This is a genomic window from Kitasatospora sp. NPDC114501 (assembly GCF_055633695.1).
In genome coordinates this window covers 20,533-39,786 of sequence record NZ_JBVKDS010000004.1, presented here as the reverse complement: position 1 = coordinate 39,786, position 19,254 = coordinate 20,533, and the positions used below count along the sequence as shown (strand labels likewise).

At 75.7% G+C, this 19,254-nt stretch carries 19 protein-coding genes; 7 read left to right on the top strand and 12 right to left on the bottom strand.

What is annotated here, in order from left to right:
- The first annotated feature begins 192 nt into the window (after nucleotides 1-192).
- Genes ACZ7RU_RS09380 through ACZ7RU_RS09370 form a run of 3 tightly spaced genes read left to right on the top strand, consistent with a single transcriptional unit; the run spans nucleotide 193 to nucleotide 3,088 of the window.
- Nucleotides 193-354 carry a hypothetical protein gene (locus ACZ7RU_RS09380; protein ID WP_470340273.1) on the top strand — a complete coding sequence of 54 codons (162 nt, stop codon included), beginning with the start codon at nucleotides 193-195 and terminating at the stop codon, nucleotides 352-354.
- The gene (locus ACZ7RU_RS09375) at nucleotides 351-2,588 is read left to right on the top strand and encodes a heavy metal translocating P-type ATPase (RefSeq protein ID WP_470340272.1); all 2,238 of its coding nucleotides are present in this window, start codon (nucleotides 351-353) and stop codon (nucleotides 2,586-2,588) included. The genes ACZ7RU_RS09380 and ACZ7RU_RS09375 overlap by 4 nt, the downstream gene beginning before the upstream one ends.
- On the top strand, nucleotides 2,585-3,088 hold the full coding sequence (locus tag ACZ7RU_RS09370) for a copper chaperone PCu(A)C domain-containing protein (protein WP_470340271.1): 504 nt from the start codon (nucleotides 2,585-2,587) through the stop codon (nucleotides 3,086-3,088). The genes ACZ7RU_RS09375 and ACZ7RU_RS09370 overlap by 4 nt, the downstream gene beginning before the upstream one ends.
- Nucleotides 3,089-3,346: 258 nt before the next feature.
- On the opposite strand, the gene ACZ7RU_RS09365 is transcribed toward ACZ7RU_RS09370, so the two are convergent.
- A complete protein-coding gene (locus ACZ7RU_RS09365; protein WP_470340270.1) occupies nucleotides 3,347-4,198 on the bottom strand; it encodes a universal stress protein in 852 nt (283 codons plus the stop codon).
- 261 nt (nucleotides 4,199-4,459) lie between these two features.
- Nucleotides 4,460-5,299, bottom strand: a complete 840-nt coding sequence (locus ACZ7RU_RS09360) for an alpha/beta fold hydrolase (protein ID WP_470340269.1) — start codon at nucleotides 5,297-5,299, stop codon at nucleotides 4,460-4,462.
- Nucleotides 5,300-5,337: 38 nt separating this feature from the next.
- Here ACZ7RU_RS09360 and ACZ7RU_RS09355 point away from each other — a divergent pair, with 38 nt between their 5' ends.
- On the top strand, nucleotides 5,338-6,483 hold the full coding sequence (locus ACZ7RU_RS09355) for a saccharopine dehydrogenase family protein (RefSeq protein ID WP_470340268.1): 1,146 nt from the start codon (nucleotides 5,338-5,340) through the stop codon (nucleotides 6,481-6,483).
- Nucleotides 6,480-7,061: a TetR/AcrR family transcriptional regulator gene (locus ACZ7RU_RS09350; protein WP_470340267.1), complete on the top strand. Its 582-nt coding sequence runs from the start codon at nucleotides 6,480-6,482 to the stop codon at nucleotides 7,059-7,061. The genes ACZ7RU_RS09355 and ACZ7RU_RS09350 overlap by 4 nt, the downstream gene beginning before the upstream one ends.
- Nucleotides 7,062-7,162: 101 nt before the next feature.
- Here ACZ7RU_RS09350 and ACZ7RU_RS09345 read toward each other — a convergent pair whose 3' ends face one another.
- The 10 genes from ACZ7RU_RS09345 to ACZ7RU_RS09300 form a co-directional block, all read right to left on the bottom strand.
- On the bottom strand, nucleotides 7,163-7,882 hold the full coding sequence (locus ACZ7RU_RS09345) for a response regulator (protein ID WP_470340582.1): 720 nt from the start codon (nucleotides 7,880-7,882) through the stop codon (nucleotides 7,163-7,165).
- A 199-nt stretch (nucleotides 7,883-8,081) separates the two neighbouring features.
- Nucleotides 8,082-8,615 carry a hypothetical protein gene (locus ACZ7RU_RS09340; RefSeq protein ID WP_470340266.1) on the bottom strand — a complete coding sequence of 178 codons (534 nt, stop codon included), beginning with the start codon at nucleotides 8,613-8,615 and terminating at the stop codon, nucleotides 8,082-8,084.
- 112 nt (nucleotides 8,616-8,727) lie between these two features.
- Nucleotides 8,728-10,551 (bottom strand): aa3-type cytochrome oxidase subunit I, encoded by a 1,824-nt coding sequence (gene ctaD / locus ACZ7RU_RS09335; protein WP_470340265.1) that lies wholly within the window; start codon nucleotides 10,549-10,551, stop codon nucleotides 8,728-8,730.
- Between the two features lie 170 nt (nucleotides 10,552-10,721).
- On the bottom strand, nucleotides 10,722-11,627 hold the full coding sequence (locus ACZ7RU_RS09330) for a Vgb family protein (protein WP_470340264.1): 906 nt from the start codon (nucleotides 11,625-11,627) through the stop codon (nucleotides 10,722-10,724).
- A 172-nt stretch (nucleotides 11,628-11,799) separates the two neighbouring features.
- A complete protein-coding gene (locus tag ACZ7RU_RS09325; protein WP_470340263.1) occupies nucleotides 11,800-12,894 on the bottom strand; it encodes an AI-2E family transporter in 1,095 nt (364 codons plus the stop codon).
- Nucleotides 12,895-12,992: 98 nt separating this feature from the next.
- Entirely contained in the window at nucleotides 12,993-14,090 is a 1,098-nt protein-coding gene (locus tag ACZ7RU_RS09320; RefSeq protein ID WP_470340262.1) for a winged helix DNA-binding domain-containing protein, read from the bottom strand.
- Nucleotides 14,087-14,791 (bottom strand): glycerophosphodiester phosphodiesterase, encoded by a 705-nt coding sequence (locus ACZ7RU_RS09315; protein ID WP_470340261.1) that lies wholly within the window; start codon nucleotides 14,789-14,791, stop codon nucleotides 14,087-14,089. Before ACZ7RU_RS09315 ends, ACZ7RU_RS09320 begins: the two co-directional genes overlap by 4 nt.
- Nucleotides 14,788-15,243 (bottom strand): hypothetical protein, encoded by a 456-nt coding sequence (locus ACZ7RU_RS09310; protein ID WP_470340260.1) that lies wholly within the window; start codon nucleotides 15,241-15,243, stop codon nucleotides 14,788-14,790. The genes ACZ7RU_RS09315 and ACZ7RU_RS09310 overlap by 4 nt, the downstream gene beginning before the upstream one ends.
- A 53-nt stretch (nucleotides 15,244-15,296) precedes the next feature.
- Complete coding sequence (locus tag ACZ7RU_RS09305; RefSeq protein ID WP_470340259.1) at nucleotides 15,297-15,713, bottom strand: TOBE domain-containing protein; 417 nt, start codon at nucleotides 15,711-15,713, stop codon at nucleotides 15,297-15,299.
- A gap of 101 nt (nucleotides 15,714-15,814) precedes the next feature.
- On the bottom strand, nucleotides 15,815-16,999 hold the full coding sequence (locus ACZ7RU_RS09300) for an ROK family transcriptional regulator (protein ID WP_470340258.1): 1,185 nt from the start codon (nucleotides 16,997-16,999) through the stop codon (nucleotides 15,815-15,817).
- A gap of 109 nt (nucleotides 17,000-17,108) precedes the next feature.
- Between ACZ7RU_RS09300 and ACZ7RU_RS09295 the strand changes: the two genes are divergently transcribed.
- Both ACZ7RU_RS09295 and ACZ7RU_RS09290 read left to right on the top strand, forming a co-directional pair.
- Nucleotides 17,109-18,353 carry an MFS transporter gene (locus tag ACZ7RU_RS09295; protein WP_470340257.1) on the top strand — a complete coding sequence of 415 codons (1,245 nt, stop codon included), beginning with the start codon at nucleotides 17,109-17,111 and terminating at the stop codon, nucleotides 18,351-18,353.
- Nucleotides 18,354-18,460: 107 nt separating this feature from the next.
- Nucleotides 18,461-19,240 carry a dienelactone hydrolase family protein gene (locus ACZ7RU_RS09290; RefSeq protein ID WP_470340256.1) on the top strand — a complete coding sequence of 260 codons (780 nt, stop codon included), beginning with the start codon at nucleotides 18,461-18,463 and terminating at the stop codon, nucleotides 19,238-19,240.
- The last annotated feature ends 14 nt before the right edge of the window (nucleotides 19,241-19,254 follow it).

The window sequence follows — 19,254 nt, the reverse complement described above, 5'->3', positions numbered from 1 at the left end:
CCGGTGGCACTTGTGTTCGTCAGGAAGTAACCGGGGCCTGGGCGCATCGGGAGGCGCCGGTGGGACGGTACCCGGTCGGGCGACGGGCCGTCATCCGATTATTCGCGCCCCGATTCCGGAGCGTACGGGAACCGTCCGTGGTGGCCGTCCGACTGGTGGGGCGTGAGTGCGAAGTCGCCGGGTGTCCGGCCGTTGAGTGTGCTGGCGGGGTTCCTCCTGCTGCTGGTGGTGGTGTTCGTGGTGGCCTACGGGGTGGGGCGGCAGGTGGGGCCGGTGTCGCCCGGGCTGCGGCCCGCCGACGGCGGCGGCGCGTCGCCCGGGATGGGTGGGCACGACATGGGCGGCATGCGGTGAGCGCGGTCACGGAGCCCGTGGTCGCCACCGATCTGGCGGTCGGCGGGATGACCTGCGCCGCCTGCGTGGGCCGGGTCGAGAAGCGGCTGGCCCGGATCGGGGGCGTGACGGCCGGGGTGAACCTGGCGACCGGGCGGGCCCGGGTGCTGCACCCGGCCGGGGTGCCGGTCGCCGAGCTGGTGGCGGCGGTCGAGCGGGCGGGCTACAGCGCCGAGCCGCTGCCCGCGGGGGCGCCGGTCAAGGTGGCGGCCGAGGAGCCGGACGGGCGGTGGCGGCTGTTGGTCACCGCCCTGCTGGCCGTCCCGGTGCTGGTGCTGTCGATGGTGCCGTCGGCGCAGTTCACCGCCTGGCAGTGGGTCTGTTTCGGGCTCGCCGTCCCGGTGGTGACCTGGGGGTCGGCCGGCTTCCACCGCCGGGCCTGGCAGGGGCTGCGGCATGCGGCGGCGACCATGGACACCCTGGTCAGCCTGGGCGTGGCGGCCTCCTTCGGCTGGTCGGCGTACGCGCTGTTCCTCGGCGGGGCCGGCGATCCGGGCATGCGGATGCCGTTCTCGCTGACCGCCGACGGCGGCGGCACCGCGCACGTGTACCTGGAGGCGGCGGTCGGCGTGCCGCTGTTCGTGCTGGCCGGGCGGCTGCTGGAGGGCCGGGTGCGCCGGCGCAGCGGCTCCGCGCTGCGGGCGCTGGCCGAACTGGGCGCCAAGCAGGTGTGCCTGCGGGACGCGGACGGCGAGGAGCGCCTGGTGCCGATCGGACTGCTGCTGCCCGGGCAGGAGTTCGTGGTACGGCCGGGCGAACGGGTGGCCACCGACGGGGTGGTGGTCGAGGGCGGTTCGGCGCTCGACCTGAGCCTGCTGACGGGGGAGAGCGCGCCGGTCGAGGTCGGCCCCGGGGCCCTGGTGGCGGGGGCGACGGTGAACGTCGGCGGCGCGCTGGTGGTCCGGGCCACGGCGGTCGGCGCGGACACCCAGCTGGCCCGGATCACCGCGCTGGTGGCGGAGGCCCAGGCCGGCAAGGCGCGGGCGCAGCGGCTCGCGGACGCGGTGGCCGGGGTGTTCGTGCCCTGCGTGCTGGCGATCGCGGCGAGCGTGCTGGGCTTCTGGCTGGGTGCGGGCGCCGACCCGCAGGCGGCGGTGACGGCGGCGGTCGCGGTGCTGGTGGTGGCCTGCCCGTGCGCGCTCGGACTGGCCACGCCGACGGCCCTGCTGGCGGCGACCGGACGGGGCGCCGAGCTGGGCGTGCTGGTGCGCGGCCCGGAGGTGCTGGAGAGCCTGCGCCGGGTGGACACGGTGGTGATGGACAAGACCGGGACGCTGACCACCGGCCGGATGGAGCTGGCCGCCGTCACCACCGTGGGCGGGCTCCCGGAGGACGAGGCACTGCGGCTGGCCGGCGCGGTCGAGCACCGCTCGGAGCACCCGATCGGCCGGGCCGTCGCGGCGGCGGCCCGGGAGCGCTGCGGGCCGCCGCCGGCCGTGGACGGTTTCGCGGCCGCCACCGGGCTCGGGGTGTCCGGGACGGTCGAGGGCCGGGCCGTCCGGGTGGTGCGGCCGGACGACACCGTCCTGCCGCCGGCCCTGGCCGAGGCGGTCGCGCGGGCCGGGGAGACGGGCCGCACGGCCGTCGCGGTCGAGCTGGACGGGCGGCCGGCGGCCGTCCTGGAGGTCGGCGACACGGTGCGGTCGGGCAGCTGGCGGGCGCTCCACCGGCTGCGCGGGCTGGGCCTGGAGACCGTCCTGCTGACCGGGGACGGCCCCGGCGCCGCCCGCGCGGTGGCGGCCGAACTGGGCATCGGGCGGGTGCACGCCTGCGCCTCCCCCGAGCGCAAGGCCGAGGTGGTGGCCGAACTGCGCGCCGCCGGACGGACGGTGGCGGTGGTCGGCGACGGCGTCAACGACGCGGTGGCCCTGGCCTCGGCGGACCTCGGGGTGGCCCTGGCCTCCGGCAGCGACGCCGCGATCGGCGCGGCCGGGCTGACCCTGGTGCGCGGCGACATCGAGGCGGTGGTGGACGCCGTACGGCTGGCGCGGCAGACCCTGGCGACCATCCGGGCCAACCTGCTCTGGGCCTTCGGCTACAACCTGGTGCTCATCCCGCTGGCGGCGGTCGGGCTGCTCAACCCGATGCTGGCGGCGGTCGCGATGTCGCTCAGCTCGCTGCTCGTGGTGGGCAACAGCCTGCGGCTGCGCACCTGGGAGCCCGGGCACGGGCGGCGCCGGGGAGGACGTCGGTGAAGGCGATCGGAGGATTCGGGGTGCTCGGACGGCTCGGGGTGCTCGGCCCGCCGGTCGGCGCGGCGGCGCTGGCGCTGGTCCTGCTCACCGGGTGGACGGCGGTCGGCGGGGCCGGCCGCGCCCGCCCGGTGGAGGCCGGGCCGGGCTGGGTGCTGCTGCCGTCGGCGGGCGCGGCCTCCGCCACCGCGGCCTTCTTCACGGTCCGCAACCCGGGCGACGTGCCGGACGAACTGACCGGCGCCAGCTGGCGGTTCGGCGGCCGGATTACCCCGAAGCGGCATCTGCACCAGGGGGCGGCGGGCCGCTGGGAGGCGGCCCCGGCCCTCCCGGTGCCGGGCCGCGGCGAGCTGCGGATGACCCCGGAGGACGCCGACCTGATGATCGCCGACCCGCCGCCGCTGCGGGCCGGGCAGTGGGTGGAGTTCACCCTCGCCTTCCGTCACAGCCCGCCGCTGCGGCTCGCCGCCCAGGTGCTGCCGGCGGCCGAGCGGCCGCGCTGAGCATCGGGGTGAGGGCCGGGTCGGGCGTCATGGCGATGCCCTCCTTCAACCGCGGGGCTTCGGCTTCGACCGCCGGGTTCGCGCGCGTGCCCGGCGGTCCCGCCGCTACCGAGGGTGCGCGCCCGGCACGGGCCGGCGAAAGCGCCCTTGGGCCTGTTCCGCACGCCGTCCTCGGTCCCGCCCCGGGCCGTCCTCGGACCTGGGGAGGGCCCGTCCGGTGGATCGGGACGGGGGCGGATCCACCGGACGGGCCGCCCGTCACCCGTGCGGAACGACCGCGACGGGGGCCTCGGCGTGGTGCAGTACGGCGTGCGCGACCCGGCCGAGCCGGGGGCCGAACTCGATCGGGCGGCGGCCCCGGCCGACCACGACCAGCGCGGCGCCGGCCGAGGCCTCCACCAGGGCGCGGGCGGCGCCGAGCTGCACGTCCTCGACCACCTCGACGTCCGGGTGCCGCTCGCGCGGCCCGGCCAGGGCGAGCGTCAGCAGCTTGGCCTCCAGCGCCTCCAGCTGGGCGAGCTCGGCCGCCGGAAGGGCGCCTCCCGCATAGCCGAACACCGGCGGCAGCTCCCAGCCGTGCACCGCCCGGACCCGGGCGCCGCGCAGGGCCGCCTCGCGGAAGGCGAAGTCGAGCACCTCGGCCTCCGGGGTGTGGACGTCGACGCCCACCACCACCTCGCCCGCGCCTTCCGTACCGGTCTCGCGCACCACGACCAGCGGCACGGTGCCGCGCCCGGCCACCGACATGCTGACCGAGCCCAGCAGCAGCCCGGTGAAGCCGCCCCGGCCGCGCGAGCCGATCACCAGCAGCTCCGCCTCCGCGGCGGCGGCCACCAGTCCGTCCACCGGCGCGTCCAGGACGGCGTCGGTCTCCACGGCCAGGTCCGGGTGCAGGCTCCGGACGTCCTCGGCGGCCTCGGCCAGGGTGCGGCGGACGGCTTCGGGCAGCGCGTCCGGCTCGGCGAAGGACGACACGCCGTCCGTCAGCCACGGCCAGGCGTGCACCAGACGCAGCGAGGCGCCCCGGCGCACCGCCTCGGTGGCGGCCCAGCGGGCGGCCGCGGTGCTCTGCGGCGATCCGTCGACCCCGGCCAGCACGGTTGACGTCATGAGTCTCCTCCACACTGTCGACACGCTGTCGACGCTCGCGGTTCGGCGCGGGCCGCGGTGCGCTCTGACGCCCCGTCCGCTCCTCCCCCACCCTGGCAGCGGCACACGCCCCGGCGGCAGAGGCCGCAGGACCCTCTGCGCCGGGACGAAAGGCCCACCCGACGGAGCCTACGGCCGACCCCGGCGTCCCCACCGCCGACACGATGGCGCGGACCGGGAACACCCGGTCCGCGCCGGCGGCGCTGCCGCGCGGCGGGACCGTCAGCCCCGCAGGGCGCGCAGGAAGCCCAGGAGGTGGGCGTTGAACTCGGCCGGCCGTTCCATGTTCGGGTAGTGCGCGGTGCCCTCGACGGTCACCGCGCGGCCGTCGACGACGGTGCGGCAGACCCGCTCGGCCAGGCCGATGTGGTCCACCGAGTCGATGCCGCCGTTGATCGCCAGCAGCGGGACGGTGATGCCCGTCAGCCGCTTCCAGGTGTCGGTCACCGGCACCAGGTACTGGGGCTCGTCGGGGGTGTGCTTGGCGACGGTGTTCCGGGTCATCTCCTTGAGCCGGCGCACCACTTCGGGGTCGACCTCGTCCAGGCCGCGGTGCGGACCGGAGGCGAGCCGGGTGAACGAGTCGAGCCAGCGCTCACCGTCGCCGTCGGCGAGCGCCGCGCCCTGCTCCGCAGCCAGTTCGCGCAGCCACGGGTCGTTGAACTCGGACTCGCCGGTGCCGTTGCCGCTGATCACCAGCGCGCGGACCAGCTCGGGGTGTTCGAGCGCCAGGTCGAGGGCGATCGTCCCGCCCATGGACAGCCCGACCACGGTCACCGGGCCGAGGCCGAGGTGGCGCAGCAGGTCCGCCAGGTCGTCGGCGGGGCGGAACGGCCGGCTCGCGTTGTCGGAGGCGCCGTGGCCGCGGGTGTCCGGGGCGATCACCCGGTGCTCGGGCAGCAGGGCGGGGAGCTGGTCGGTCCAGCTCCGGTGGTCCAGCAGGCCGCCGTGCAGCAGCACCAGCGGCTCGCCCGTACCGGCGTCGAGGTAGGCGAGGCGGCCGTGGCCGCTGTCGAACGCATGCAGGGCGAAGGTCGATTCGGGGGCAGCGGAGTACGTCATGACGCCAATTTTAGGTCGGGCGACCTATATTTGTCTCCATGAGCACCGACCCCGTCGCCGACGGCCTGCCCGTACACCCCACCTTCCCCTCCGACCGCCTCAGCCACAACCCCGACGGCCCCGTCCTGCTGGTCGGCGGCTACGGCACCGTGGGCACCGAACTCGCCCGACTCGCCTCCCCCGCCTGGCCGTTGCTGCTCACCGGCCGCTCCGAGCGGCGCGGCGCCGCCCTCGCCGCCGAACTGGACGACACCACCGTCCGGCGCTGGGACCTCGCCGACCCCGAGCCGTTCGGCGCCGCCGTCCGGGCGGTGGTCGGGGTGGTCAACGACCCGGACGACCGGGTGCTGCGGGCCGCCGTCCGCGCCGGTGTCCCGTACGTGGACGTCACCCGCTGGACCGCCCGGCTGCAACGCGCGGCCACGCTCGCCGCCCTGCTGCGCCCGACCGCCCCGGTGCTGCTCTCCTCGGCCTGGATGGGCGGGGTGACCAGCCTGGTCGCCGCCGCCCTGGCGGACCGGCTGGGCGGCGCCGAGCGGATCGAGACCGCCGTCCGCTGGGACCTCGCCGACCGGGCCGGCGCCGACTCGGTGGAGTTCATGGACCGCCTCGGGCTCGACTACGAGGTGGTGCAGGACGGCCTGCGCCGCTCCGTCGCCCCGCTCAGCCGCCCGCGCACCGTCCGGATCGGGGACGCCCCGACCCTGGTCGCCGGGATCGACACCCCCGAGCAGTTCACCCTCCCGCTCACCCTCGGAGCGACCACCGCCACCACCCGGATCGGCTTCAGCTCCCGTTCCTCCACCACCGCCCTGCTGGCCGCCCGCCGCGCCGGGTTCTTCCGCTGGGGGCGCGGCGAGCGGTGGCAGCCGGCTCGCCGCGCCCTGCTGTACTCCCCCGGCGAGGGCGGCACCGCCCGGCTGCGCGTCGACGTCGGCTCCGGCGGACACACCCTCACCGCCACCGTCGAGGACCGGGCCGGACAGGCCCGGCTCACCGCCGTCGGCGCCCTGCTCGCACTGCGCCGGGCGCTCGGCACCGACGGCGCCCCGCCGCCCGCCGGGGTGGCCTTCCCGGAGCAGACCCCGCTCCCCGGACGGGTACTGGGGGACCTCGCGGCGCTGGACGTCACCGTCACGGTCACCGCGGCCGACGGGCGGCGCGGTACGGAGGCGGCGGCATGAGCAACGTCCGGGGCCTGAGCGGCAAGGGCGCCCAGCGGCGCGAGCAACTGCTGGACACCGCGGAGGAGTTGCTGGCCACCGTTGGCGGCACCGAGCTGTCCATGCGGGCGGTGGCGACCGCCGCGGGCGTGCGCCTCGGCCACCTCCAGCACTACTTCCCGACCCACGCCGAGCTGGTGGCCGGCGTACTGGAACGCGTCCTCGGCCGCTCGGCGGAACGACTCGCCCCGCTGCTCGACCCGGGTCACGACGAGGACGACCTGATCCGCGCACTCCTCGCGGAGCAGCAGGACCTCCGCCTGGTCCGGCTGTTCGCCGAACTGTGGGCACTGGCCGCCCGCGACCCCTCGGTGGCCACCGCCGTCCGGGCCTTCTACGCCCGCTACCGGGACCTGGTCGCCTGCTTCCTCGCCGAACGCCGCCCGACCCTCGGGGAGGACGAACGCCGCGCCCGCGCCCAGGTGTTCATCATGCTGATCGAGGGCGCCTCGCTCTTCCGCTCCGGCCTGGCCGGCGCCCCGGACACCGCGGCGGACGCCGAACTCCTGCGCACTGCCGGCGCGTTGCTGGGTCTGTGAGGACCCGGCGAGGGCCCCGCCCGACGGCCCTTCGGTCTCCCGGGGTACGCACCCCTGGGACCGAAGGGCCGTTCACCCCTGGACGGTGCCGAGCAGCCGGGTCAGAACCGGCCGGTGCGCAGCACGGAGGACTTCGGGGCCGCGGAGGCCTGGCGCAGCTCGGTGGCGATCAGGGCGGCCTGCACCCGCCGCTCGACGCCGAGCTTGGCAAGCAGCCGCGAGACGTGGTTCTTGACGGTCTTCTCGGCGAGGTAGAGCCGCTCGCCGATCTGCCGGTTGGTCAGGCCCTCGCCGATGAGCTCCAGGACCTCCTGCTCACGCGCGGTCAGGCCGGGCCCGGTGGTGACCGGCTGGGCGGGCTCGGCGTCGCTGCGCAGCCGGTTGAGCAGGCGGGTCGCGGCGCCCGGGTCCAGCATCGAGCGCCCGGAGGCGACGGTGCGGACGGCGGCGACCAGGTCGGTCCCGCTGATCTGCTTGAGCACGTAGCCGGCGGCGCCCGCCATCACGGCGTCCAGCAGCGCCTCCTCGTCGTCGAAGGAGGTCAGCATCAGGCAGGCCAGCCCGGGCATCCGCGAGCGCAGCTCACGGCAGACCGAGACGCCGTCGCCGTCGCCCAGCCGGACGTCCAGCACGGCCACGTCGGGCCGCAGGGCGGGCACCCGGACGAGCGCCTGCTCGGCGGTCGCCGCCTCCCCGACCACCTCCAGGTCCGGCTCGCCGTCCAGCAGGTCGTGCACGCCGCGGCGCACCACCTCGTGGTCGTCCAGCAGGAACACCCGGACCGGTGCCGAGGCCTCGGCACCCTCCGTCTCGGTCGCCATCATGATGCGGCTCCACCTTCGTCAACCCCCGCACACTCCCAGCGGGGCCCAGGGCATCATCCCCCGGTTCCGGCCGCCGACCCAGGGCCCAACGGCCCCATTCGGACCGGGCCGAAAGTGCCCTGGTCCCCGGCGCCCCGGCCCGGCGCCCGGAGCCGTCGGCGAGGACGCCCGGGGCCGTGGCGCCGGGGAGGGCGCCTCAGCGCCCCTGCCGCCGTACGCTGCCCAGCCCCATCAGCAGGAAGGCGAGCGCGACGCCCGCGCCGCTGACCGCCGCGAGCGCCACCCGGGGCACCACCGCGCCGCCGCCGGACAGCAGGATGGCCACCGCCCCGAGCGAGGCGACGGCCGCACCGACCACCAGCCACCCGGCCAGGGCCGGCGCCGGCTGCCGGTGGGAGCGCGGGGCGGGCCCGGCGTCCAGGGCGGCCCAGCGGGCGGCCGCCTCCCGCACCTCCCGGCGGCGGTCCCACAGGGCCCGCAGCCGCAGCGCCGTGCCGCCGACCAGTCCGGCGAGCGCGATCTGCGCGGCGGGCCGCCAGTCCGGCAGGACGAGCAGCAGCCCGCCCGCCAGCGCGAGCCCGGCCCACCACAGCACGCAGGCCGCGGCGGCCGTACGGGTGGAACGGGGCCGGTCGGCGCCGGCCTGGAGGTCGGCGATGGCGGGCAGGTACCAGACACAGCCGCTCGCGGTGAGGGCGGCGGTGCCGATGGCGAGAACGGTGTGGTTCACGACCCGGCCTTCCTGGTCACGAAGGGGTGGGGAGAGGTGGACGGCGGACGGGCCGTCCCCGCCCGCCCGGGGGCGGCGAAGCGGGCGGGGACGGCGTTCCGGGGGAGCGGGCTCAGCCGCCCGACGGCGGGTCGGCGGGCCCGGCGGCCGGGGCCCTGGCGGCGAGGGCGGCGGCCGCCCGGTCCGCCCGGCTCAGCGGCCGGTCGTACTTCGCCGGCTCCACGCCCTCCAGGTGCTTGGCGGGCTCCCCGCTGTGCTCCAGCACGTCCCGGGCCGCGATGTCCGGGTGGTGGAGGTCGAAGGCCGGGGATTCGGAGCGGATCCGCGGCAGCTTCACGAAGTTGTGCCGCGGCGGCGGGCAGGAGGTCGCCCACTCCAGCGAGCGGCCCCAGCCCCACGGGTCGTCCACGGTGACCTTCTCGCCGTACTTGGCGGTCTTCCAGACGTTGTAGAGGAACGGCAGGATCGACAGGCCGAGCAGGAACGAGCCGATGGTGGAGACGGTGTTCAGGGTGGTGAAGCCGTCCGACGCCAGGTAGTCGGCGTACCGGCGGGGCATGCCCTCGGCGCCCAGCCAGTGCTGCACCAGGAAGGTCGAGTGGAAGCCGACGGTCAGGGTCCAGAAGGTGATCCGGCCCAGGCGCTCGTCGAGCTTCCTGCCGGTCATCTTCGGCCACCAGAAGTGGAAGCCGGCGAACATCGCGTAGACCACGGTGCCGAACAGCGTGTAGTGGAAGTGCGCGACCACGAAGTACGAGTCGGAGACGTGGAAGTCGATCGGCGGGGCCGCGAGCAGCACGCCGGTCAGACCGCCGAAGAGGAAGGTGACCAGGAAGCCGACCGTCCAGAGCATCGGCGTCTCGAAGCTCAGCGAGCCCTTCCACATGGTGCCGACCCAGTTGAAGAACTTCACGCCCGTCGGCACGGCGATCAGGAAGGTCATGAAGGAGAAGAACGGCAGCAGCACCTGCCCGGTGACGTACATGTGGTGCGCCCACACCGTCACCGACAGGCCCGCGATGGCCACCGTCGCGGCGATCAGGCCGGAGTAGCCGAACATCGGCTTGCGGCTGAACACCGGGATGACCTCGGAGACGATCCCGAAGAACGGCAGCGCCAGGATGTACACCTCGGGATGCCCGAAGAACCAGAACAGGTGCTGCCAGAGCATCGCCCCGCCGTTGGCCGGGTCGAAGACGTGCGAGCCGAACTTGCGGTCGCACTCCAGCGCCAGCAGCGCGGCGGCCAGCACCGGGAAGACCAGCAGCACCAGCACCGAGGTCAGCAGCACGTTCCAGCAGAAGATGGACATCCGGAACATGGTCATGCCCGGAGCGCGCATGCAGATGATGGTGGTGATGAAGTTGACGGCGCCGAAGATGCTGCCGAAGCCGGACAGCGTCACGCCCATGATCCACATGTCGGCGCCGACGCCGGGCGAGTGGATCGCGTCGGACAGCGGCGCGTAGAGGAACCAGCCGAAGTCGGCGGCGCCCTGCGGGGTCGCGAAACCGGCCGCGGCGATCAGCGAGCCGAACATGAACAGCCAGTAGGACAGCATGTTCAGCCGCGGGAAGGCGACGTCCGGCGCGCCGATCTGGAGCGGCATGATCCAGTTGGCGAAGCCGGTGAACAGCGGCATCGCGAACAGCAGCAGCATCACCGAGCCGTGCATGGTGAAGGCCTGGTTGAACTGCTCGTTGGAGAGGATCTGCGTTCCGGGCCGGGCGAGTTCGGCGCGCATGACCAGGGCGAGGATGCCGCCGATCAGGAAGAACGCGAACGAGGACACCAGGTACATGGTGCCGATCGTCTTGTGGTCGGTGGTGGTCAGCAGCCTGACCAGGGCCGAACCGGGCCTCCTGGGCCTGACCGCCCCGGCGGGGAGGGCCGTCGGCGGTGAGGTGGGGTCGCCCTGTGCCTGGGTGGCGCTCAAGGACGCGCTCCTTCGGAACGTCGTGCGGATGGATGGCGATCCATGATCCGAACGGACCGCCTCCGCACCCCAGGGCCCTTCGACCCGCCCACCCGGGGCCGCTGGGCCCGAGTTCCCGGGCCCCGACCGGGACCTCCCGACCGCGCGGCCGGGACCTCACCGACCGGCCGTCAGGCGGCCGACCCCGGGCCGCCCTCCGTCCGCGCCGGCGCCAGCCGGGCGATCTGCCCGCGCTCCAGCGCCACGTACACGGTGCCGTCCGGGGCGACCGCGATGCCGTGCGGCTCGGCGCCCTCGCCCGGGACGGGGTAGCCGTCGAGCCGCCCGTCCGGGGTGAGCACCCCGATCCGGTCGGCGCCCCACTCGGTGAACCAGAGCCGTCCGTCCGGGCCGGCCGCGATCGCGTGCGGGCGGGCCGAGCGGTCGGCCAGCGGGTACTCGGTCACCTCGCCGTCCACGGTGATCCGCCCGACCAGCCCGCCGCCGATCCCGACGTACCAGAGCGCCCCGTCCGCACCGGCGGTGATCCCGACCGGCGCGGTGCGCTCGGTGGGCAGCCGATGGACGGTCACCTCGCCGTCCACGGCGATCCTCGCCACCGCGTCCGCCTGGTTGAGCGTGCACCACAGCGCCCCGTCCGGCCCGGCGGCGATCATCGCCGGGAACGCCCCTTCGACCGGCAGCGGGTACTCCGTCACCTCGCCGTCCACGGTGATCCGCCCGATCCGGTTCGCGGTCAGCTCGGTGAACCAGAGCGCCCCGTCGGGCCCGGCCGCGATGCCGAACGGCCCGGCGTTCTCCGTCGGCACGCCGAACGAGCCCACCGTCCCGTCCGCGCCGATCCGCCCGATCCGGTGGTCCTGCATCCGGCTGAACCACATCGCCCCGTCCGGCCCCGCCGTGATCACCGAAGGGCCGCATTCGGGCGCCCCGAGGGCGTGGAGCCGGACACCCCCGTCCGCGTCGAGCCGTCCGACCTCCCCGCCGTGCACCAGCGTGAACCAGACACTCCCGTCCGGCGCCACCGCGACTCCGTACGGCCCGGCCCCCGCCCCGGCCACCTCGATCAGTTCCATCCGACCCCTCCAAGCGCTATTGCGACTCTCGTCGCATTAGCGATCCTCGCATGTGCCCCCGCCCGACAGCAAGCCGCGCCCGCCCCGGACGGCCGGCCGCACCTCGGCCAGGACCGCCCGGCACCAGGCACGGGGGCGCCGGGGGTGCGGGGGCACTCCGGGAGGTGAACTCCTAACGGTCCGCCGCCGGTTCCGGGTCGCCGCGCAGGACCGAGACGACGCCCATGCCGGCGGCGCAGACCGGGACGGCGAGCAGGGCGCCGATGATGCCGGCGATGCCGGAGCCGGCCACCACGGCGACCATGATGGTGGCCGGGTGCAGCTCCACCGTCCGGCTCTGGATGACCGGTTGGAGGATGTTGCCCTCGATCATCTGCACCGCCAGCACCACGCCGAGCGCCCACAGGGCCGTGCCGAGGCCGCCGTCGGCGAGGGCCACCAGCACCGCCACCGTTCCGGACAGGAAGGCGCCGACGAAGGGGATGTAGGCGCCCATGAAGACCAGCGCCCCGAGCCCCGGCGCGCCCGGCACGCCGAGGGCGACCAGGCCGACGGTGATGAAGCCCGCGTCGATCAGGGCGATCAGGGTGGTGCCGCGCATGAACCCGGCCATCGCGGCGAAGGCCCGCTCGGCGCAGGCGATCACGGTCGTGGCGCTGCGCTCGGGCAGGTAGGAGCGGATGGCGTCGCCGGTGCGGTGGCCGTCCCGGAGGAAGAAGAACACCAGGGCGAGCGACAGCACCGCACCGGCGATCAGCTGGGTGAGCAGGCCGAGCCCGGAGAGCACCCCGTTGGTGAGGGTGGAGACCAGCGAGTTGGTCTCGCCCTTGGCGTTGCTGAGCGCGTGCTGGATCTTCGCCCCGAACGGGCCGAGCCAGTCGGCCAGCCGCTCCCCGGCCTCCTGGAGCGAGGAGGCGATCTGCGGGGCGCTGTGCACCAGGGAGTTGACCAGCAGCGCGAGCACCCCGCCGACCGCGCAGACCAGCACCGTGCAGGTCAGCCCGGCGGCCAGGCCCCGCCCGACGCCCCGGCGCACCAGCCAGGGCACCACCGGGTGGAGCAGCGAGGCGCCGAGCAGCGCCAGGACGAACGGCACCGTCGCGGCCCGCAGTTCGACCAGCGCGAAGACCACCAGCGAGGCGACGGCGATCAGCAGCATCACCGCCACCGACCAGGCCGCCGCCTGCCGCAGCGCGGGCGGCAGCATCAGGTACGGCCTGCGGTGGTCCGGTCGCCGCCGCTCGCCGGGCTCGCGCTCCACGGACACGGCCACCTCCGCCGGGGTCGTCGGGATTCCGGACCGCCCCAGCTCAGCAGAGGTTCCGACGGGCCGCGCGGCGGACCGGCCGGGAGTACCCGAACGGGTTACCCGGGCGCCTGGAACCGCACCACGCCGTCGTCGCCCGCCCCCGCGAAGGCCAGCACCCGCTGCGCCTCGGCCTCCGCCGCCTGCCGGTCGGCCCGTCCCAGCGGCGCGAACGGGACGACGTCCACCTCGCGTTCGCCGGTCAGCCGCCAGGTGCCGGCGACCAGCCCGTCCACCAGCAGCGTCCCGGGCACGATGCCGTTCCGGGTCATCACCCGGCCCCGGTGCTCCTCGGGCAGCACCCGGGTGCGGTCGGCGTGCGACAGCAGCAGGTTGTCGAAGGGCGCGACCAGCCGTACCGGCGCCGGGGTGTCCGGGTCGGGGCGGGGCGCCTCGGGCAGGTCGTACAACTGTCGGCCCTGCTCGTCGCGGAAGGCCAGCAGCCGCGGTGCGAGCCGCCGCAGCACCGGGGCGAGGCCGGCCAGGCCGCACCACTGGCGCAGGTCGGCCGCGGAGGCCGGGCCGAAGGCGGCGAGGTGGCGCAGCACCAGGACGTCCGGGTCGGGCGACGGGTCGAGCGGGCGGCCGAGCCAGGCCTCGGCGGTGGTGTGGGCGGCCGGTCCGCCGCGCCCCCACAGCCCGCGCGGCGGGACCTGCACCAGCGGCAGCCGGCAGCGGGCGGCCTGGGCGAGGGCGGCCGGGTCGCGGCCCGGCCGGCGCTCGGCGAGCAGCGCGCCGAGCTGCTGGAAGGTACGCGGCTCCGCCTCGACCAGGGTGCGGGCCTCGGCGGCGAGCGCGTCCAGATCCAGGTCGGCGAGCCGTTTGCCGTAGGTGGTGCGCAGCGCCTGGTCCAGCATCGGCTGGAGGAGCGGGCGCAGCGTCAGGCAGTCCTCGGCGGTGACCAGGTGGATGGTGCCGCGGTGGAGGGCGATCCGGACCGCGGCCCGCTGTTCGAGCAGCGTGCTCAGCCGCTCGGGCGTGAAGCCGTCGATCCTGGCCAGCAGGCCGAGGTAGGGCGGCTGGGGTGCGGACTGGGCCTGGAGTCCGCCGAGGTGGCGGATCACGGCGGCGGGCGCCTGATCGGTGCGGGCGAGCAGGTGCTGGCGTGCCAGCAGGGCCCGGCCGAGCGCCCGCCGTCCGAGGACCGGGCCGGTCACCGGCGGCCGTCCAGCACCGAGCGCAGGACGCCGATCCGGTTGGAGGTGATGGAGGCGACGCCGGTCCCGCGCAGTCGGCGCATGGTGCGGCGCAGGTCGGCGGTCCAGGTGGAGACGGCGAGTCCCTCGTCCGTCGCGGCGGCGGTGAACTCGGGGGTGACCAGGCCGAACGGCGGGTTGAGGTAGCGCGGGCGCAGGTCGTCCAGCAGGGCGCGCACGGGCATCCGGGGCTGCTTCCAGGTGAGCGCGATCTCGGCGTCCGGGCTCAGCTCGCGCACGGCGAGCATGGCGGCGGCGGGGCCGCAGAAGCCGACCGCCCGTTCGGCGCCGAGCCCGGTGACCACCGACCAGGTGGCGGCGGCCGGCCCGGCGTCGTCCAGGTCGATCAGCAGCCGGCAACCCTCGGCGGCGGCCACCGCCTTGACCGCCTCGGCGAGGGTGGGGACGGCGAGCGGGCCGCGCCGCAGCTCCTCCAGCTGGTCGGCGGTGACCCGGTCGATCGGGCGCGGGTCGCCCCAGAGCCGCTCCAGGGTGCGGTCGTGCAGCAGCACGGGCACCCGGTCGCGGGTGAGTCGGACGTCCACCTCGACGGCGTCGGCCCCGGCGGCGAGCGCGGACTCGACGGAGGGCAGGGTGTTCTCGCGGAAGCGGTACGGGTCGCCGCGGTGGGCGACGGCGAGCGGCGTGGCGGCGGCGTTCATCGGATCCTTTCGGCGAGCCAGGGGGTGAGGCTGTGGACGCCGATGCCCTCGCGGTAGCTCGGCTCTCCGGGGACGGTGACGATCAGCGTGGTGGACGGCGGGAAGGTGCGGGCCCGGACGTGCACCAGGTCGGACCAGACGGCGTTCAGGAAGCCGGGGACGCGGTCGCGGTCGACGTCGAAGGGGACGCCCTCGACGGTCACGGTGACCTCGTCGTGGGTGAACAGCCGGACGGTCACGGCGGGCCGCCCGTCGAACTCCAGCAGCGCCTCGTGCGGGAGGCCGGCCGGCTCCCCCGCCGGGCCGTCCGGGCCGACCAGCCCGGCGAAGGTCTGGTCGCGGCCGATGTCGTGCTGGGCGCGGACGGTGCGCCCGTGCCGGGCGGCCACGGCCTCGACGGCGAGCACGGCGCTCTGCGTGGTCGGCAGGTGCGGGGGCGGCGGGGGCGGCATCCGGGGCCTCTCCTTCGGTTCCGGGACTCGGGCGGCTCGTGCGAGGGGATCGGCTAGCGCCGTTCGACCATCACGTTGGTGGACTTGACGACCGCCGTGGCGGGTGCGCCGGGGACCAGGTTCAGCTCCTCCGCCGACTCCCGGCTGATCAGCGACACCACCCGGAACGGCCCGGCCTGGATCTCCACCTGCGCGGCCACGTCGCCGAGCACCACGTGGGTGACGATCCCCGGGAAGCGGTTGCGGGCCGAGGACGGGCGGCCCTCCGCCTCGGCGTTCTCCGGCCGGGCCAGCTCCCGGGCGAAGGCGGCGAGCTCGGCCCCCGGGATGATCCGGTGCCCGTTCTCGTCCCGCGCGGCGGCGACCCGGCCGGCGTCCACCCAGCGGCGCATGGTGTCGGCGCTGACGCCGAGCAGCGCCGCGGCCTCGCCGATGCGGTACGGGTTGGCCGGCACCTCGGGCTGGCCCATGTGCGTCTCCTGACGGGGGTTCGGGATCCGGGGGCGGGTACCCCCGCGCCATCCTGCCGTACCGGCGGAGCGGGTGATCACCCGAGGGCGGCGGACCGGCGCTACGGCTCGCCGAAGAGGTCGCGCCGCACCGCGTCCCCGGCGGTGAGCACCGCCCCGGCGAGCACCGCGCCGCCGCCCGCCGTGCCGGCCCGCACCTCGGTGCTGAGCGGGGAGAGCCGGGCCAGCCGCCGTTCGACCCGGCGGGCCAGCTCCGGTCCGCCGGCCCGGCCGATCTCGCCGCCGAGCACCACGCAGCCGGGGTCCAGCACCACGCAGACGCCGGCCGCGCCGATCGCGATCCGTTCGGCCAGTTCGTCCAGGAAGCCGTCGCCCGCCGCGCCGGCCGACAGCGCGGCCCGGACGACGGCCTCGGCGGCGGAGGCGTCGCCGGCCGGGTCCGCCGGCAGTCCGTGGGCGCGGGCCAGCGCGCAGATCGCGGCGCTGCCCACCAGCCCGTGGAAGCCGCCCTCGCAGCTGTCGGCGCTGGGCAGGCCGACGGTGCCGGGGACGGGCAGGAAGCAGATCTCGCCGGTGCCCCCGGAGAAGCCCCGGCGCAGCCGCCCGTCCAGGATCACGGCGGCGCCGACGCTGTGGCCGAGCCACAGCAGGACGAAGGTGTCGCGGTCGCGCGCGGCGCCGACCCGGTACTCGGCCCGTCCGGCCAGGTTGACCTCGTTCTCCAGGATCACCTCGGTGCCGGGCAGGTCCCGCAGCTCGGCGAGGAGTTCGGCGTGCCAGGCGGGGAGGTTGCCGGTGCTCTGCAGCCGCCCGGTGGCCGGGTCGACCAGCCCGGGGGCACCGACGGCGACGGTGTGCAGCCGTTCGACGCCGGCGCCGCGGGCGGTCTCCCGGAGGGTGGCGACGATGGTGCCGGCGGTGTCCGGCCCGCCGTCGCCCTCGACCGGGACCTCGGCGGTGGCGAGGGTGCGCCCGGCCAGGTCGGCGACGACCAGGCCGACGCCGCCGGAGCGGACGTCGAAGGCGGCCAGGTGGGCCCGGGAGGCGACCAGCGCGTAGAGCCGGGCGTTGGGGCCGCGCCGCTGTTCGCCGCGCTCGCCGACGACGGCGACCAGGCCGGTGCGCTGGAGGCGTTCGAGCAGGTCGGCGACGGTCGGCCGGGACAGGCCGGTGAGGTCGCGCAGTTCGGTCGCGGTCAGGGGTCCCTGTTCGAGCAGCAGGTTGAGTGCCAGCCGGTCGTTGATCGCCCGGGCGGTGCTCGGCGTGGCCGTACGCGCGATGGTCATGGCAGATCATCCTTCCAGAGCATTTCTATCAGGGTCCCTTCCTGATAATTTATCGACCGTCACAGGGCACTGTCGCGCCCCTCGTCGCGCGACCGGGAGGGAAGACCGAATGAGCGGGACCACCGCAGCACCACCGCCGGAGCCGCTGACCGCACCGCGCCGGGCCCGGGCGGGCATCGCCCTGGTCTTCGGCGTGCACGGAGCCGTCAGCGGCAGCTTCGTCACCCGCATCCCGTGGATCCAGGACCGCCTCCACCTCTCCGCCGGACAGCTCGGCCTGGCCCTGGTCATGCCCGCGATCGGCTCCTCCCTCGCCATGCCGCTGGCCGGCCGCTTCGTGCACCGCTACGGCGGCCGGGCGGCGGTGCGCGGGCTGATCTCGCTCTGGTGCGTGGCCCTCGCCCTGCCCGCGCTCGCCCCCTCGCTGCCCACGCTGTGCGCGGCCCTGCTGGTGTACGGCGCCACGGCCGGGATGGCGGACGTCGCGATGAACGCCCAGGGCGTGGAGATCGAGGAACGGCTCGGCCGCTCGATCATGTCCGGACTGCACGGGATGTGGAGCGTCGGCGGTCTGCTGGCCTCCCCCTTCGGCATCCTCGCCGCCCACCTGGACCTGGACGCCCGGCTCCAACTGGCCGTCACCGCACTGATCCTGCTCGCCCTCGCCCAGCCCGTCTGCCGCGCCCTGCCCGACATCCGGGCGCACGAGGGCGCGGAGGAGCCGCCGCGGTTCGCGCTGCCGCCGCGCAGCTCGCTGGCGATCGGGCTGGTCGGCTTCTGCGCGGTCTTCGCCGAGGGTGCCTCGATGGACTGGAGCGGCGTCTACCTGCGGGACGTCACCGGCGCCTCGGCCACCGTCGCCGCCGCCTCGTACACCGCCTTCTCGCTCACCATGGCCGTCAGCCGGCTCGCCGGGGACGCGGCGATCCGCCGCCTGGGCGCCGTCCGCGCCACCCGCATCGGCGGCGCCGTCGCCACCGCCGGCGGCCTGCTGGTGGTCGCCGCGGACACCCCGGCCGTGGCCATCCCCGGGTTCGCCCTGATCGGCGTCGGCATCGCGGTGATCGTCCCGCTCGCCTTCGCCGCGGCCGGCCGGATCGGCACCAACCCCAGCCAGGCCATCGCGGGCGTCGCCACCGTCACCTACACCTCCGGCCTGATCGCCCCCGCGGTCATCGGCGCCCTCGCCCAGGCCACCTCGCTGACCGTCTCCTTCACCCTGGTCACCGCGCTCGCCTGCGCCCTGCTGCTGAGCGCCGGGGCGCTGCGGGTGGCCGAACGGAATTCCGGCGACGGAAACGTGACCGCACGGTCACCGGAAAAGTCTTCCGGAAAAGATCTCACTGCGATATGATGGCGAATTCCCGAGGGAATTCCCGCTAAGGTCTCGAACCGCCGGGCGCACACCGCGCCCGGCGGTTTTCGCGCTCCCGCCCCCGTGCCCCGCGAGAGGGATTCCCCGTGTGCTACGACCCGGACGCCGCCCCGCCCGCCTTCAGCCCCGCCCGGTGGGCGCTGGCCGAGGCCGCCCCGCTCACCCTGACCTCGGCCGACGGCACCCGCTTCGGCGCCTTCCTCGCCCGCCCCGAGGTCGCCACCGGGCCCGGCGTGCTCGTCCTGCCCGACAACAAGGGCCTTTCCGCGTTCTACCGGCAGACCGCCACCCGGCTCGCCGAACAGGGCCATCCGGCCCTCGTGCTCGACTATTACGGCCGCACCGCCGGGGCCTTTCCGGAAGAGCGCCCGGCGGAATTCGGTGAAATGCCGGGCCTGCTCCCCCACCTGCTCGCCCTCACCCCCGGGGGACTGGACGCCGACATCACCGCCGCCCTGGAACGGCTGCGCGCGGTCGGGCCCGGCGAGGTGGTCGCGCTCGGCTTCTGCTTCGGCGGCCGGCAGGCCTTCCGCACCGCCGCCCCGCGCTTCGGCCTGGCCGGCGCGGTCGGCTACTACGGCTACCCGGACGCCCTCCGGGGCGCCCCGGGGCCCACCCAGCTGGCCGGGGAGCTGACCGCCCCGATCCTCGCCTTCTGGGGCGGCGCCGACGAGCACGTCCCCGCCGACACCGTCGAGGCCTTCGACGCGGCGCTCACCGCGGCCGACTGCCCGCACGAGTTCGTCGGCTATCCGGGCGCACCGCACAACTTCTTCGAGCTCTCCGCGGTCGGACACGCCGACGCGGCAAGGGACTCCTGGCAACGACTGCTGGGATTCCTCGCCCGGCCGCGCCAGGTGCACTGACCACGGAGGCCGAA

What these genes read in the sequence shown, in the direction of transcription:
- ACZ7RU_RS09365 (WP_470340270.1), bottom strand. Translation starts at nt 4,198, where the DNA reads ATGACGTCAACCGTGCTGGCCGGGGTCGACGGATCGCCGCAGAGCACC.
- ACZ7RU_RS09360 (WP_470340269.1), bottom strand. Translation starts at nt 5,299, where the DNA reads ATGACGTACTCCGCTGCCCCCGAATCGACCTTCGCCCTGCATGCGTTC.
- ACZ7RU_RS09355 (WP_470340268.1), top strand. Translation starts at nt 5,338, where the DNA reads ATGAGCACCGACCCCGTCGCCGACGGCCTGCCCGTACACCCCACCTTC.
- ACZ7RU_RS09350 (WP_470340267.1), top strand. Translation starts at nt 6,480, where the DNA reads ATGAGCAACGTCCGGGGCCTGAGCGGCAAGGGCGCCCAGCGGCGCGAG.
- ACZ7RU_RS09345 (WP_470340582.1), bottom strand. Translation starts at nt 7,882, where the DNA reads ATGGCGACCGAGACGGAGGGTGCCGAGGCCTCGGCACCGGTCCGGGTG.
- ACZ7RU_RS09330 (WP_470340264.1), bottom strand. Translation starts at nt 11,627, where the DNA reads ATGGAACTGATCGAGGTGGCCGGGGCGGGGGCCGGGCCGTACGGAGTC.
- ACZ7RU_RS09315 (WP_470340261.1), bottom strand. Translation starts at nt 14,791, where the DNA reads ATGAACGCCGCCGCCACGCCGCTCGCCGTCGCCCACCGCGGCGACCCG.
- ACZ7RU_RS09310 (WP_470340260.1), bottom strand. Translation starts at nt 15,243, where the DNA reads ATGCCGCCCCCGCCGCCCCCGCACCTGCCGACCACGCAGAGCGCCGTG.
- ACZ7RU_RS09305 (WP_470340259.1), bottom strand. Translation starts at nt 15,713, where the DNA reads ATGGGCCAGCCCGAGGTGCCGGCCAACCCGTACCGCATCGGCGAGGCC.
- ACZ7RU_RS09300 (WP_470340258.1), bottom strand. Translation starts at nt 16,999, where the DNA reads ATGACCATCGCGCGTACGGCCACGCCGAGCACCGCCCGGGCGATCAAC.
- ACZ7RU_RS09295 (WP_470340257.1), top strand. Translation starts at nt 17,109, where the DNA reads ATGAGCGGGACCACCGCAGCACCACCGCCGGAGCCGCTGACCGCACCG.